This window comes from Mycobacterium shimoidei (assembly GCF_900417275.1).
Taxonomy (GTDB): domain Bacteria; phylum Actinomycetota; class Actinomycetes; order Mycobacteriales; family Mycobacteriaceae; genus Mycobacterium; species Mycobacterium shimoidei.
This window is the reverse complement of sequence record NZ_UEGW01000001.1, coordinates 2,034,813-2,047,774: the sequence shown is the minus strand read 5'-3', so window position 1 is coordinate 2,047,774 and position 12,962 is coordinate 2,034,813. Positions and strand designations below refer to the sequence as shown.

Genomic DNA, 12,962 nt, shown 5'->3' with positions numbered 1-12,962 from the left:
CTGACCTGGGCGGCGTGTCAGCGCGGTTACGGCCGGCTGCTGCACTAGAGTGCGCAGCTGACAGGCCCCGAGGAGGTCGCCATGCGGGAACTCAAGGTCGTCGGTCTCGACGTCGAAGGCAAACACATCATCTGTGAGGGCTGCGACGAAAACGGAGTTGCCACCGACACCTTCAAGCTGCCCGCCGACGACCGGTTGCGCGCCGCGATGCGCGGTGACGGCGCACGGGTGGGACAGGGGCAGATGGACATGCAAATGCCCAGCACGTTGCGTCCCAAGGACATTCAGGCCCGTGTCCGCTCCGGCGCGTCGGTCGAGCAAGTCGCTGCCGCGGCCGGTGTCGATGTCGAGCGGGTTCAGCGCTTCGCCCACCCGGTGCTGTTGGAGCGCTCGCGTGTCGCCGAGCTGGCGACCGCCGCGCATCCGGTGCTCGCCGACGGCCCCGCGGTGCTGACCCTGCTGGAGACGGTCAACGCCACGCTGATCGCGCGCGGCCTCAACCCGGACAGCATGTCCTGGGATGCGTGGCGCAACGAAGACGGACGCTGGACGGTGCAGTTGGCTTGGAAGGCGGGTCGCTCGGACAACGTCGCGCATTTCCGCTTCACCCCCGGTGCGCACGGCGGGACGGTACTCGCGGTCGACGACGAGGCCAACGCGCTGATCGATCCCCACTTCGAGCGGCCGCTGCGGCCGGTGGCTCCGGTCGCCCAGCTCGACTTCGACGAACCCGAGCCCACGCCCGCGGCAGAACCGGCCGAGGAGCGGCGCAGCGAGCCTGCCCGCGCGCGTCGGGGACGCAAGCCGCCGGTTCCGGCCTGGGAAGACGTATTGCTCGGCGTGCGCTCGGGCGGCCAGCGCTAACCGGCGCCCGCGAGCGTCAGCAGCGCCAGCCAGGCACCCGCGACGCCTAAACCGGCACCCAGCACGAACCAGCGCAACACCGGCGTGCGTCGCCATCCCCACAAGGTGGGCGCCAATCCCCCGGCCGCAACCACGTTGAGCCCCACGGCCAGCAACGGATGCACCCGAACCAGCCCCAGGCTCAGCACCACGATCGCGACCGCGGTGACCGCCGCAACGAACCCAGCCACCGTCAAACCCGTTGCCCACGGCGTAGATTCGTCGGTCACGAGCCGAGCCTAACCCGTGTGCGTTCATAGAACGCCAGCGCCGCCGCGGTGGCGACGTTGAGCGAATCGGTGTCCCGCGACATCGGAATGCGCACCCGCAGGTCGCTTGCGCGCATCGCGGCGTGGCTCAGCCCGGGTCCTTCGGCGCCCAGCAGCACCGCGACCGGTTGGTCGCGCACTGTGGCCATGGCCATTGGCAACGGGGTGGCATCGCGATCGGGAGTCATTGCCAGCAACCGAAATCCCTTCTGCCGCATGGTTTTCAACTCGTTGGGCCAATCGGTTGCGCGGGCATACGGCACCAGCAACGCGTGCCCCATGGAGACGCGCACCGCGCGCCGGTACAGCGGGTCGGCGCAGCCGCTGCCGAACACCACCGCGTCGACGTCGAGTCCGGCGGCGTTGCGGAAAATCGAACCCAGGTTTTCGTGGTCGTTGACACCTTCGAGCACCGCGACCGTGCGGGCTCCCTCCAGTACCTGGTTGACACTGGGCTCGGGCACCCGGCGGGCCGCGGCCAACACCCCGCGGTTGAGGTGAAATCCGACCACCGCAGCCATCACTTCGGCGGACACCCGATAGTACGGGGCGCTGCTGGTAGTCAAATCGGCTTCGAGCTCAGCGAGCCTGCGATCCACGCCCAGAAGGGCCAGCGGCGTGAACCGCGACGCCAGCATGCGCTGCACCACCAGTACACCCTCGGCGATCACCAGTCCTTTGCCGGTGGGCAGATCCGGGCGGCGGTCGATGCTGTTCAGATCACGAAAGTTGTCGAGCCGTGGGTCGTCGGGATCGTCGATATCGCAGACGACCATGCCCGTCACGGACTTTCGTCAACGAGCGCCAGCATCAGATTTGCGGCCTCGCGGAGCGTGCAACGCTCCTCGCGAGCTAAACACGCCAGCCGCTGCGCAAGCCATTCCTGACTGGCGCGACGTTCGGCCTCGATCAGCTCGTTGCCGGCCTCGGAAACCGAGACCAGCACCTGCCGACCGTCGTCGGGGTGGGCCGTGCGGTCCACGAAGCCCAGATCGGCCAGTGAGGCGATCACTCGCGTCATCGACGGCGGCCGGACCCGTTCCCGGATGGCCAGCGCGCCGGGCGTCATCGGCCCCTCTTTGGCCAGTGTGGACAACGCCGACAGCTGCGACAACGACACCGGCGACGAAGGCCTGCGAAAACGCAGTTGTCTCGCCAGGCGCATCACCGCTAACGACAAGTCGCTGGCCAGCCGCGTATCGACGTCGGTCACAGCCCCGAACGTTACGACACAACCTCGGATCGTCAACGCCAAATCACCGACAGAATCACCGACAGATAACCCATCCGTTAGCGTGAACTGGATGTCTGAGCCCGATTCCACCCCGGAACTGCCCCAGCTACCGGATTCCTTGCTGGAGGTATGGCCGGTCATCGGGGTCGGCGCGCTGGGCTGGCTCGCGGCGGCGGTGGCCGCGTTCGTCGTACCGGAGCTGGAGCACTGGCGACCGGTGACGTTGGCCGGTCTGGCAGTCGGGCTGCTGGGCACCGGCATCTTCATGTGGCAGCGCGACGCGGTTCGGCGCGGCGCGCGGGGAGCCCAAACCGGGCTGAAGTATCGCGAACCACAATGACATCGCCAAGACATCGCCAAGACATCGCTAGGACATCGTTAAAACCGTTGGGCGACTAGGAGGAAGTGAATGGCAGCGCCGCTGTTGCAGGCACAGGTCGATATCAAGGCGCCACCGGCGAAGGTCTGGGCATTGGTGTCCGACCTCGGCAGGATGCCGCAATGGAGTCCGCAGTGCCGGTGGATGAAGCCGCTTGGCCCGATCCGCCAGGGCACCCGCACGCTCAACCTGAACCGTCGCAAGCAACTGTTCTGGCCCACGACGTGCACGATCGTCGAGGTGATCCCCGACCAGAAGCTCGCGTTCAGGGTCAACGCCAACGGCACGATCTGGAGCTACGAGCTGCAGCCGATCCCCGAGGGCACCCGGGTGATCGAAAGCCGGCATGCCGAAAACGGCGTCAAGCCGATCTCGACCATGACCGTGAACGCCGTGCTGGGCGGAGAAGACTCCTTCGAGCGCGAGCTCATCGAGGGAATGAATACCTCGCTGGCACGGATCAAAGCCGCGGCCGAGAGCGGCTAGTCGTTCTTGGCCGGCTCGGTGACGTCGAGCACGCCGTCGTCGTAGGGAGCGTAGGCCGGTGAGCCGCTGCCGGCGGGGGCCGGCGTGTCGGAGTGCGCGCCGCAGCCGTACTCGTGGTCGACGACGTGACCGTCGGCGGAGAACTCGTTGCCGCACACCCCGAACATCGCGCCCAGCGACCCGGCCAGTGGCAGGAAGAAACCGCAGTCGCGGCAAACCCGTTTGGTGGACCGGGCCATCGCCGAGTTCGGGCCGTAGTCGCCGTCGTGCCAGCGCTGCGCGGCCGCCGCTCGGCCGAACGCGCTCATCACCCAACGCCGCCCCAAGCCGATCTCGGCGGCGGTCTCGTCGAGAAGTGGGTCACCGCTGGCCGTGTAACCCGGCACCAGTCGCGGGTCGTCCCGCGGTGGCGCGAGCAGATCGCCGGGGCTCAGGTCGCCCGGCCTGATCCGCTGTTCCCAGGGCACCCACGGCGGCGCCAGCAATGCGGTCGGGCCCGGAACCAACACCACCTCGCTGACCGTGGCGTGGTCGGCGCCCGGGTGGGCGGCCACCACAACGGCCCACTGCCAGCCCTGGTAGCCGGGGATGTGGGCCAGGAATCGGTGGGTCGCCGCGGTCGGGTCTTCGTAGTCGACCCCAAGGTAGTCACCGACAGTGTCGGCGCCGCTGAACTCGACGATGGCCGCGCGCGCCTGCTCGACCGCGCCGGTAAGGATCGGTGCCAGCCCGTCCGCCCACTGCGTCACGCTGTCCGCTGTCTCCATATGCCTTCAATACTGCCGTAGCGCCTGCACAGCCGACTAGGCGGCATGGGTGAGAATTGATTCGTGTCCAGACAGCGGCCCGAGCACCCCGGCATGGCCAACTATCCGGCCGACGACTCGGGCGATCGGCGACCGCGCCGCCCCCCGATGCCCAGCGCCAACCGCTATCTGCCGCCATTGCAGGACCGGTCCGGACGCGACCGGGCCCGCCGGTACGGTCCGTCCCCCGGGAAAGAGCCGCCACGTCAAACCCGCAATTCCGAGCGCATCACAGTCACCCGCGCCGCGGCACTGCGCAGCCGCGAAATGGGTTCACGGATGTACGGATTGGTGCATCGGGCGGCGACCGCCGACGGCGCCGACCGATCCGGGCTCACCGCGCTGACCTGGCCGGTGGTGGCCAATTCCGCGGTCGACTCCGCGATGGCCGTCGCGCTGGCCAACACGCTGTTCTTCGCGGCGGCCACCGGGGAGAGCAAGGACAGGGTCGCGCTGTACCTGCTGATCACGATTGCGCCGTTCGCGGTGATCGCGCCGCTGATCGGTCCGGCGCTCGACCGGCTGCAGCACGGCCGGCGCGTCGCGCTGGCGGCCTCGTTCGTACTGCGCACCGCGCTGGCGATCGTGCTGATCGCCAACTACGACAGCGCGACCGGCAGCTTCCCGTCCTGGGTGCTCTACCCCAGCGCGCTGGCCATGATGGTGCTGTCGAAGTCGTTCTCCGTGTTGCGCAGCGCGGTAACTCCGCGGGTGATGCCGCCCACGATCGATTTGGTGCGGGTCAACTCCCGGCTGACCATGTTCGGGCTGTTGGGCGGCACCATCGTGGGCGGTGGCATCGCCAGCGGCATCGAGTTTGCGCTCACCCACTTGTTCGGTCTGCCGGGCGCCTTGTTCGTCATCGTCGCGGTCACCGTGGTCGGCGCGGCATTGTCGATGCGGATCCCCCGATGGGTCGAGGTGACCGCCGGCGAGGTCCCGACCACGTTGAGTTATCGCAACCAACAGCCGCGAAGCGGACCCCGTAGCTTGCTGCAACCGTTGGGCCGCAACATCATTACCGCATTGTGGGGTAATTCCACGATCAAAGTCATGGTCGGCTTTCTGTTCTTGTATCCGGCGTTCGTCGCCAAGGCGCACGACGCCAGTGGCTGGGTGCAGCTGGCCATGTTGGGGTTGATCGGGGCGGCAGCGGCGGTCGGGAATTTCGTGGGCAACTTCACCAGCGCGCGGTTGCAGCTGGGCAGGCCCGCCGTGCTGGTGGTGCGCTGCACGGTGGCGGTCACTGCATCGGCACTGGCCGCGGCCGTGGCCGGCACCCTGCCGGCGGCCGCCATCGCCACCTTGATCACCTCCGGGGCGAGTGCGATCGCCAAGGCCTCACTGGACGCTTCGTTGCAAGACGACCTGCCCGAAGAATCCCGCGCCTCGGCGTTCGGCCGTTCCGAGTCGACGCTGCAGCTGGCCTGGGTGCTCGGCGGCACGCTGGGCGTGCTGCTCTACACCGAGCTGTGGGTCGGCTTCACTGCGGTGGGCGCGCTGCTCATCCTGGGTCTGGCCCAGACTGTGGTCAGCTTCCGGGGCCACTCGTTGATACCCGGGCTGGGCGGAAACCGGCCCGTCCTGGTCGAGCACGACCCCACCAACCTGGTGACGCCGCAGTGAAACGTCCGCTCGCCGTGCTGGTGGCGGTCGTGGTGGTAATGACCGCGACCGCCGCGGGAATCGGTGCCTGGTTGCTTGTCGGTGAACGCGGCCCGGTGCGACCCGAGATCAGCGCGTATTCGCACGGTCACCTGACCCGGGTCGGGCCGTACCTGTATTGCGACGTGCTCGACGTGACCGATTGCCAGACCCCGCATACCCAGGGCGAATTACCGGTGAATGCCGTTGATCCCGTGCAGCTTTCGGTGCCGAGTTCGATCGGCCGGGCACCGTGGCGACTGCTGCGGGTATATGCCGACGAGGCGAACACCACCGCCACCATGTTTCGACCGGGCAGTCGGCTGGCGGTCACCATTCCCACCGTCGACCCGCAGCGCGGGCGCTTGGCCGGAATCGTCGTGCAACTGCTGACCTTGGTGGTCGACCCCGCCGGTCAGTTGCACGACGTCCCACACGCCGAGTGGTCGGTGCGAACGCTGTTTTAGCCGTCCGCCCCGTGGCCGGGGGGCACGCGCTCGCCGTCCACCGGTGGCCCGGGTGGTGTGCCGTCGCCAAATGGCCTACCGCCCAACGCTTCCCGACCGTGCGGGGTGAGCCAACCGGACAGATCGGGGCCGCGCGGCACGATGCGGGTGGGGTTGATGTCCGCGTGCACGATGTAGTAGTGCTGCTTGATCTGGACGAAATCTACCGTGTCGCCGAAACCGGGTGTCTGGAACAGATCACGCGCATATGCCCACAGCACCGGCATTTCGGACAACTTGGTGCGATTGCACTTGAAATGCCCGTGATAAACCGGATCGAATCGGGCCAGTGTGGTGAACAACCGCACGTCAGCCTCGGTGATGGTGTCGCCCACCAGATACCGCTGCCTCGCCAGCCGATCGCTGACCCAGTCCAGCCCGGCGAACAGCCGCTCGTAGGCCGCGTCATAGGCCTCCTGGGTACCGGCGAAGCCGCAGCGGTACACACCGTTGTTGATCTCGGTGTAGATCCGTTGCGCCACTTCGTCGATCTCAGCGCGCAGCGGTTCGGGGTAAAGGTTCGGAGCGCCGTCGCGGTGATAGGCCGTCCACTGCGTTGACAAGTCCAACGTCATCTGCGCGAAATCGTTGGTGACGACCGCGCCGGTGGGCACATCGACAATCGCCGGGACCGTGATGCCTTTCGGGTAGTCGGGGAACCGCTTGAAATAGGCGTCTTGCAACCGCGGAATTTTCAGCACCGGATCGACACCGCCGGGATCCAGATCGAATGTCCAGCTCCGCTCGTCGTGGGTTGGGCCGCAAAACCCAATGGAAATAGCATCTTCCAAGCCGAGTAGCCGCCGAACGATGATCGCCCGGTTCGCCCAGGGGCACGCACGCGCGACGATCAACCGGTAGCGGCCCGGCTCGACCGGATAGCCGTCGCGTCCGTCGGCGGTGATCCGGGTCGCGATGTAATTGGAATCGCGGTTGAACTCCCCTGATGTTGCGACGTACGACGCTGTCATGACGAGGCGGCCGTCAGGAACCGCCGCGCCACATTCTCCTCGGTGGACGGGCCGGGTTCCCAATGGGCGATCCATGGCCCGGTGCCCTCGGACTGGTCGAGGATGCCCTCCTCGAGCCAGGTATACCTGCCCGCCAGCACATTTCGCGCCAGCCGCAAGTCGGTGCCGTCGGTATTGGTCCACAACGCGTCGAAGAGCGCCTCCACCCGCAAGGTGGCCTGCTGGCAGAACGCGTCGGCCAATTCGTACGCCTGGTCACCTTCGGCGCGGTCGGCGGCCCGTTGCGCCTCGGCGCGCACGCACGATGCCGCCATGGCGAACAGCTCCGCGCCGATGTCCACGACGCGGCCGAGGAATCCCTGCTTTTGCTCCAAAGCCGCCTGCCAGCGCGCCATTCCGTAGAACGTGTTGCGGGCGAGCTTGCGTGACGAGCGTTCGACGAACCGCAGGTGGGTTGCCAGGGGGCCGAAATCGCGGTAGCTCGTCGGGAGCTGTCCTTCACCGAATACCAACTGCGGCAACCACTTCGCGTAGAACCCGCTCGCGCCGGCGGCCGCCTTGGCCTTCTGGCGCATATCGGCTTTGGGGTTCGCCAGGTCCCCGGCGGCACTCAGGTGCGCGTCGACGGCCTCACGGGCGATCAGTAACCGCATGATCTCACTGGAACCTTCGAAGATCCGGTTGATGCGCAGGTCGCGCACGACCTGCTCCACCGGTACCGCACGCTCACCGCGGGCCGCCAGCGACTCGGCGGTTTCATAGCCGCGGCCGCCGCGGATTTGCACCAGTTCGTCGGCGATCACGCAGGCCATTTCGCTCGACCACAGCTTGGCCAGCGCCGCCTCGATCCGGATGTCGTTGCGGCCTTCGTCGGCCATCTGCCCGGACAGCTCCAACGCCGATTCCAGGGCGTAGGCGGTCGCCGCGATAAACGCGATCTTGTTGGCGACGGCGGCGTGCTCGCCCACCGGCTTGCCCCATTGCACCCGTTCACACGACCACTCCCGTGCGATCTTCAACGACCATTTCGCCGAACCGGCGGCAATCGCCGGGATGGCCAGCCGCCCGGCATTCAGCGTGGTCAGCGCGATCTTCAGACCGTCGCCTTCGCGCCCGATGAGGTTTTCGCGAGGGACTCGTACCCGATGCATCCGGGTCACACCGTTTTCGATGCCGCGCAGCCCCATGAACTTGTTGCGGCGTTCGACGGTGATGCCGGGTGAATCGGCCTCGACGACAAACGCGCTGATTCCGCCCCGGTGTCCCTCGCTCTTGGGTACGCGGGCCATCACCACCAGCAGATCGGCGACGACGCCGTTGGTGGTCCACAACTTCACGCCGTCGAGCTGGTAGGCCTGCCCGTCGTCGACCGGGATCGCCGTGGACGCCAGCCGCGCCGGGTCGGAGCCCACGTCCGGTTCGGTCAGCAGGAACGCCGAGATCCCTCCGGCCGCACAGCGCGGCAGGAACTTTTGCTTCTGTTCCTCGGTGCCGGCCAGCTTGAGCGGTTCGGGCACCCCGATCGACTGGTGCGCCGACAGCAGTGCGCCCAGACTCGGATGCACCGACGACACCATCATCAGGGCGCGGTTGTAGGCTACCTGCGACATGCCCAGGCCGCCGTACTCGACGGGAATCTTCATCCCGAAGCAGCCCAGGTCAGCAAAGCCCTTCACGTATTCGTCGGGAATCTGGGCATCGCGTTCGATCACGCTGCCGTCGACCCCGCGGAGAAACTCGCCCAGCTTGGTCAGGAAAGCGTCGGTGCGGGCGGCGTCCTCGTCGGTCGGCCGGGGAAACGGGTGAATCAGATCTAGTGGAAAGCGACCGAGGAAAAGCTCTTTAGCGAAAGACGGTTTATCCCAGCCGGATTCGCGTGACTCCTCGGCTACGGCTCTCGCTTGCTCCTCGGTGACCTGTACCTGCTGCGCCATCGGACACTCCTCGCTGGACGGGCTCCCTGGGTACTCCCGGGGTGGTAGTACCCAGTGTTACTCGCCAGTACGCTTTGGCGCACGTTTTCGTCGGCCGACGGCTTTTCCTCAGGCGTCGAGCTCTCGGGCCACCGCCTTGACCACCTCCGAGACGCGCCGCGCGGTCTTGCGGTCGGGGTAGCGCCCCTTGCGTAGCTCGGGCTGCACCGTGCTTTCCAGCAGGGTGATCATGTCCTCCACCATGCCGTGCAGTTCGTCAGGGCTGTGCTTGTGCTCAGCCGGTTCCCGGCGTCGAGACAGGCTGGGCGGCGGATCGATCAGCTTGAGACTCAACGCCTGCGGCCCGCGCCGCCCGGTGGCGATACCGAACTCGACACGCTGGCCGGTCTTGAGATCCTCGACCCCCTCGGGCAGCGCCGAGGAGCGGACGTAGACGTCTTCGCCGTCCTCCTGGGACAAGAAGCCGAAGCCCTTGGCGGCGTCGTACCACTTCACCTTGCCGGTCGGCACTGGTCTCACCTGCTTGTCTGATGCATCCACTAAAGGCAACACAAGGAAGCGTCCCGCCTGCGCAGGACGCGACTGCAAATCCTACTCGGATGCCGGCTGCCCGAGCACCCCCGTTGAGTCGGTACGCTGGCCGTACCGGTGGAGGAGATATGCGCCTGATCCTGAACATCATCTGGCTGGTCTTCGGCGGCATCTGGCTGGCCGCGGGATACCTGCTCGCCGCGCTCGTCTGCTTCCTGCTGATCATCACCATCCCGTTCGGCTTCGCTTCGCTGCGCATCGCCTCATATGCCCTCTGGCCCTTCGGGCGCACCATCGTCGAGAAGCCCGGCGCGCGGCCGGGAGCGCTGATCGGCAATGTCATCTGGGTCCTGTTATTCGGCATCTCGCTGACCGTCATTCATCTGACAACCGCGCTCGCGCAGGCGGCCACCATCATCGGGATTCCGTTGGCGCTGGCCAACCTCAAGCTGATTCCGGTGTCGCTGGTGCCGCTGGGCAAAGAGATAGTTCCGGTCGGCGCGACGCCACGAGCCCAAGCGGTGCCGGCATGACGCTGATCGCGCTCGGTGTGCCGACGGTACGCCGCGACACGGACGAGCTGGTGAGCACCGGGGCGTTCCCGACCACCGGCCCGCTGGTCGACAGCTATGGGCGGGTCGCCACCGACCTGCGGGTGTCGCTGACCGACCGTTGCAACCTGCGCTGCCGTTACTGCATGCCGGCCGAAGGACTGGACTGGCTGCCCGGCGAGCACTTGTTGCGCGCCGACGAACTGGCGCGGGTGCTGCGTATCGCCGTGACCCGGCTGGGGATCACCAGTGTGCGGTTCACCGGCGGCGAGCCGTTGCTGGCCCGCCATCTCGAGGAGGTGGTGGCGACAACCGCGGCGTTACGGCCCCGCCCCGAGATTTCGTTGACCACCAACGGCCTGGGCCTGGACCGACGGGCGGCCGCGCTCGCCGAAGCCGGCCTGGACCGGGTGAACGTGTCGCTGGACACCGTGGACCGAGAGCACTTCGCGGCGATCACCCGCCGTGACCGGCTCTCCGACGTCCTAGATGGCCTGGCCGCCGCCAAACGGGCCGGCTTCGAGCCGGTCAAGGTGAACGCGGTGCTCGATCCCGCGACCGGGCGTGAAGACGTGGTGGAGCTGCTGCGGTTCTGCCTTGCGCATGACTACCAGCTGCGCGTTATCGAGCAGATGCCGCTCGACGCCGGCCACGAGTGGCGCCGCGGCGCCACACTGTCCGCCGACGATGTGCTGGCCGCCCTGCGCCCGCATTTCCGGCTACGACCCGACCCGGCACCACGCGGATCCGCGCCGGCCCAGCTGTGGCTGGTCGACGAGGGTCCCGGCGGGCGGTCCGGCAAGGTCGGGATCATCGCCTCGGTGTCCCACCCGTTCTGCGGGGACTGCGACCGCACCAGGTTGACCGCCGACGGCCAGATCCGCAGCTGCCTGTTCGCCACCAAGGAAACCGACCTGCGCGGGCTGCTGCGTTCGGGCGCCGACGACGATGCGATCGAGATGACTTGGCGGGCCGCGATGTGGGGCAAACCCGCCGGCCACGGCATCAACGACCCGAACTTCATCCAGCCGGACCGTCCGATGAGCGCGATTGGTGGGTGATCTGGTGACACACTCCGCTGGCGAACTCACTGCAATTGCCGTCAACGTCCGCTTTTTCGCGGCAGCGCGGGCGGCTGCCGGGGCCGACTCGGAAACCGTCACCGTGCAATCCGGGACCACGCTCGGCGAGCTGGTCGACACCCTGGCCGCGCGCGATGCGCAGCTGGCGAAGGTGCTCGCCCGATGCTCGTATCTGTGCGACGGGATCGCGGTCCGCGACACGTCCACCCCGCTGCGCGCGGGCGACACGATCGACGTCCTCCCACCCTTCGCCGGGGGCTGACCGCCGCGGCTTTCGGCGTGATTTACATCACATAACGGTTGGATAACAGCTCGGCAACGACGCGATTTCGCACCTCGCTGAGCTGCGCGGACGCAGTGCTTTCCTGGCAATTCGCCACGGCCGCCAAACGCGAATCGCCGGTTTCGTCATGACGTGACTCACACGTCCGAATTCGCTAGCGTCTCCCGCGGGCTTGTCGAGTCCCTATGAGCGACAAGGCCTTCCCCTCCTGTAGCGCCGAGCTCCATCCAGCAGGCGGGGAACCGACGAGAACCAATGGATGGAGGCGGGGGACCCACCGGTCCACCGAAAAGCGGACCGGAGCCTCTTGGGGCTCCTTGGGGTGAAGCCACCGTCGTCTCCGACGGCTGTGGCCGGGCGGCCTCTCTGGTTGCATCCAGCCCGAACCCGACAGCTGACCTCGCGGGCGCACACAGAGAGGACATCACTGACGCATGAGTGGACGCCATCGCAAGCCCACGAACGTCAACGTCGCCAAGATCGCCTTCACCGGGGCAGTGATCGGTGGCGGCAGCATGGCCCTCGCGGGCCACGCGTCGGCCGCGACCGACGGCGAATGGGACCAGGTAGCCCGTTGCGAGTCCGGCGGCAACTGGTCGATCAACACCGGAAACGGTTACCAGGGCGGTCTGCAGTTCAACCGAGGCACGTGGGCGGCCCACGGCGGCGGCGAATTCGCCCCGTCGGCCCACCTGGCCACCAGAGAACAGCAGATCGCGGTTGCCGAGCGGGTGTTGGCGACCCAGGGTCGCGGCGCTTGGCCGGTGTGCGGTCGCGGGTTGTCGGCCGCGACGCCCCGCAACGTGCTCGCGGACGCTCCGGTGAACGCCCCCGAAGACGACCCGGCGCCCAACGCCGAGCCCGCGGCGTTCGATGCACCGCCGGCCCCGGAGGCACCACCACCGCCCGCCCCGGAGGCGCCGCCGGCACCGGAGCCCGACGCGCCACCCCCGCCGGAGTTCGAGGCGCCACCGCCGCCGGAGGCTCCGCCTGCCGAGATGGTCGCGGCCGAGGAGGAGCCCGCGCCGCAAGCTGAGCCGGCTCCGCCGGCCGACGAGCCCGGCCCACCGGTCGAGCCCGTCGCCAACGAGGCACCGGCCGAAGAACCGGCCCAGTTACCGGCCGAAGAACCGGCACCGCCAGCCGAGGCAGTCGCGGCTGACGAGGCGCCGCCCGCGGCTGAGCCGCAGGAAGTGCACCAGGCCCAGTCGGTGTCCTATTGGGCTCCCGCGCCGAACGACACCACCCGGCGGCCCTTCACGGCGCCGCAAAACCTGGAGTCCAGCTTCATGAAAGACCTGTGGCAGGCGATCGAGGCGCAGGGCGTCAACGGCAACGGTGCGCTGGCGGCCCTCGCAGGGCAGTCCGGCCCCGTCCGGTAAG

The 12,962-nt window shown here is 67.8% G+C and carries 16 protein-coding genes and 1 riboswitch; of the genes, 9 read left to right on the top strand and 7 right to left on the bottom strand.

What is annotated here, in order from left to right; translation table 11 throughout:
* Window positions 1-81: 81 nt before the first annotated feature.
* Window positions 82-864 (top strand): septation protein SepH, encoded by a 783-nt coding sequence (sepH, locus tag MSP7336_RS10110; protein WP_069396751.1) that lies wholly within the window; start codon window positions 82-84, stop codon window positions 862-864.
* Here sepH and MSP7336_RS10105 read toward each other — a convergent pair.
* From MSP7336_RS10105 to MSP7336_RS10095, 3 genes are read right to left on the bottom strand one after another with little or no spacing between them, the layout of a single operon-like run.
* A complete protein-coding gene (locus MSP7336_RS10105) occupies window positions 861-1,133 on the bottom strand; it encodes a DUF2537 domain-containing protein (RefSeq protein ID WP_069396750.1) in 273 nt (90 codons plus the stop codon). The genes sepH and MSP7336_RS10105 overlap by 4 nt on opposite strands.
* On the bottom strand, window positions 1,130-1,948 hold the full coding sequence (locus MSP7336_RS10100; protein WP_069396749.1) for a TrmH family RNA methyltransferase: 819 nt from the start codon (window positions 1,946-1,948) through the stop codon (window positions 1,130-1,132). The genes MSP7336_RS10105 and MSP7336_RS10100 overlap by 4 nt, the downstream gene beginning before the upstream one ends.
* A gap of 5 nt (window positions 1,949-1,953) precedes the next feature.
* Window positions 1,954-2,385 (bottom strand): Rv0880 family HTH-type transcriptional regulator, encoded by a 432-nt coding sequence (locus MSP7336_RS10095; protein WP_069396748.1) that lies wholly within the window; start codon window positions 2,383-2,385, stop codon window positions 1,954-1,956.
* 91 nt (window positions 2,386-2,476) lie between these two features.
* Between MSP7336_RS10095 and MSP7336_RS10090 the strand changes: the two genes are divergently transcribed.
* Together MSP7336_RS10090 and MSP7336_RS10085 are read left to right on the top strand one after the other, a co-directional pair.
* Window positions 2,477-2,746, top strand: coding sequence for a DUF2530 domain-containing protein (locus tag MSP7336_RS10090; RefSeq protein WP_069396779.1), 270 nt, complete (start codon window positions 2,477-2,479; stop codon window positions 2,744-2,746).
* Window positions 2,747-2,815: 69 nt separating this feature from the next.
* A complete protein-coding gene (locus MSP7336_RS10085; protein ID WP_069396747.1) occupies window positions 2,816-3,271 on the top strand; it encodes an SRPBCC family protein in 456 nt (151 codons plus the stop codon).
* On the opposite strand, the gene MSP7336_RS10080 is transcribed toward MSP7336_RS10085, so the two are convergent.
* The gene (locus MSP7336_RS10080) at window positions 3,268-4,038 is read right to left on the bottom strand and encodes a DUF3027 domain-containing protein (RefSeq protein WP_069396746.1); all 771 of its coding nucleotides are present in this window, start codon (window positions 4,036-4,038) and stop codon (window positions 3,268-3,270) included. The genes MSP7336_RS10085 and MSP7336_RS10080 overlap by 4 nt on opposite strands.
* A gap of 93 nt (window positions 4,039-4,131) precedes the next feature.
* On the opposite strand from MSP7336_RS10080, the gene MSP7336_RS10075 reads away from it, so the two are divergent.
* Entirely contained in the window at window positions 4,132-5,703 is a 1,572-nt protein-coding gene (locus tag MSP7336_RS10075) for an MFS transporter (protein WP_069396745.1), read from the top strand.
* A 38-nt stretch (window positions 5,704-5,741) separates the two neighbouring features.
* On the top strand, window positions 5,742-6,188 hold the full coding sequence (locus MSP7336_RS10070) for a DUF2771 domain-containing protein (protein WP_276002400.1): 447 nt from the start codon (window positions 5,742-5,744) through the stop codon (window positions 6,186-6,188).
* Here the strand turns inward: MSP7336_RS10070 and MSP7336_RS10065 are convergent.
* From MSP7336_RS10065 to MSP7336_RS10055, 3 genes are all read right to left on the bottom strand, one after another.
* Window positions 6,185-7,198, bottom strand: a complete 1,014-nt coding sequence (locus tag MSP7336_RS10065; RefSeq protein WP_069396743.1) for a glutathione S-transferase family protein — start codon at window positions 7,196-7,198, stop codon at window positions 6,185-6,187. The genes MSP7336_RS10070 and MSP7336_RS10065 overlap by 4 nt on opposite strands.
* Window positions 7,195-9,132 (bottom strand): acyl-CoA dehydrogenase family protein, encoded by a 1,938-nt coding sequence (locus tag MSP7336_RS10060; protein WP_069396742.1) that lies wholly within the window; start codon window positions 9,130-9,132, stop codon window positions 7,195-7,197. The genes MSP7336_RS10065 and MSP7336_RS10060 overlap by 4 nt, the downstream gene beginning before the upstream one ends.
* Window positions 9,133-9,240: 108 nt before the next feature.
* Window positions 9,241-9,642, bottom strand: coding sequence for a cold-shock protein (locus tag MSP7336_RS10055; RefSeq protein WP_069396741.1), 402 nt, complete (start codon window positions 9,640-9,642; stop codon window positions 9,241-9,243).
* 149 nt (window positions 9,643-9,791) lie between these two features.
* Between MSP7336_RS10055 and MSP7336_RS10050 the strand changes: the two genes are divergently transcribed.
* The 4 genes from MSP7336_RS10050 to MSP7336_RS10035 all read left to right on the top strand — a co-directional run bounded on the left by MSP7336_RS10050 (window position 9,792) and on the right by MSP7336_RS10035 (window position 12,961).
* Window positions 9,792-10,196, top strand: coding sequence for a YccF domain-containing protein (locus MSP7336_RS10050; RefSeq protein ID WP_069396740.1), 405 nt, complete (start codon window positions 9,792-9,794; stop codon window positions 10,194-10,196).
* Window positions 10,193-11,275, top strand: coding sequence for a GTP 3',8-cyclase MoaA (moaA, locus tag MSP7336_RS10045; protein ID WP_069396739.1), 1,083 nt, complete (start codon window positions 10,193-10,195; stop codon window positions 11,273-11,275). The genes MSP7336_RS10050 and moaA overlap by 4 nt, the downstream gene beginning before the upstream one ends.
* 4 nt (window positions 11,276-11,279) lie before the next feature.
* Window positions 11,280-11,558, top strand: coding sequence for a MoaD/ThiS family protein (locus tag MSP7336_RS10040; RefSeq protein WP_069396778.1), 279 nt, complete (start codon window positions 11,280-11,282; stop codon window positions 11,556-11,558).
* A 225-nt stretch (window positions 11,559-11,783) separates the two neighbouring features.
* Window positions 11,784-12,004: riboswitch (cyclic di-AMP (ydaO/yuaA leader) on the top strand.
* 9 nt (window positions 12,005-12,013) lie between these two features.
* Window positions 12,014-12,961: a transglycosylase family protein gene (locus tag MSP7336_RS10035; RefSeq protein ID WP_069396738.1), complete on the top strand. Its 948-nt coding sequence runs from the start codon at window positions 12,014-12,016 to the stop codon at window positions 12,959-12,961.
* Window position 12,962: the final 1 nt, after the last annotated feature.

What these genes read in the sequence shown, in the direction of transcription:
- sepH (WP_069396751.1), top strand. Translation starts at nt 82, where the DNA reads ATGCGGGAACTCAAGGTCGTCGGTCTCGACGTCGAAGGCAAACACATC.
- MSP7336_RS10100 (WP_069396749.1), bottom strand. Translation starts at nt 1,948, where the DNA reads ATGGTCGTCTGCGATATCGACGATCCCGACGACCCACGGCTCGACAAC.
- MSP7336_RS10090 (WP_069396779.1), top strand. Translation starts at nt 2,477, where the DNA reads ATGTCTGAGCCCGATTCCACCCCGGAACTGCCCCAGCTACCGGATTCC.
- MSP7336_RS10085 (WP_069396747.1), top strand. Translation starts at nt 2,816, where the DNA reads ATGGCAGCGCCGCTGTTGCAGGCACAGGTCGATATCAAGGCGCCACCG.
- MSP7336_RS10080 (WP_069396746.1), bottom strand. Translation starts at nt 4,038, where the DNA reads ATGGAGACAGCGGACAGCGTGACGCAGTGGGCGGACGGGCTGGCACCG.
- MSP7336_RS10075 (WP_069396745.1), top strand. Translation starts at nt 4,132, where the DNA reads ATGGCCAACTATCCGGCCGACGACTCGGGCGATCGGCGACCGCGCCGC.
- MSP7336_RS10070 (WP_276002400.1), top strand. Translation starts at nt 5,742, where the DNA reads ATGACCGCGACCGCCGCGGGAATCGGTGCCTGGTTGCTTGTCGGTGAA.
- MSP7336_RS10065 (WP_069396743.1), bottom strand. Translation starts at nt 7,198, where the DNA reads ATGACAGCGTCGTACGTCGCAACATCAGGGGAGTTCAACCGCGATTCC.
- MSP7336_RS10060 (WP_069396742.1), bottom strand. Translation starts at nt 9,132, where the DNA reads ATGGCGCAGCAGGTACAGGTCACCGAGGAGCAAGCGAGAGCCGTAGCC.
- MSP7336_RS10050 (WP_069396740.1), top strand. Translation starts at nt 9,792, where the DNA reads ATGCGCCTGATCCTGAACATCATCTGGCTGGTCTTCGGCGGCATCTGG.
- moaA (WP_069396739.1), top strand. Translation starts at nt 10,193, where the DNA reads ATGACGCTGATCGCGCTCGGTGTGCCGACGGTACGCCGCGACACGGAC.
- MSP7336_RS10035 (WP_069396738.1), top strand. Translation starts at nt 12,014, where the DNA reads ATGAGTGGACGCCATCGCAAGCCCACGAACGTCAACGTCGCCAAGATC.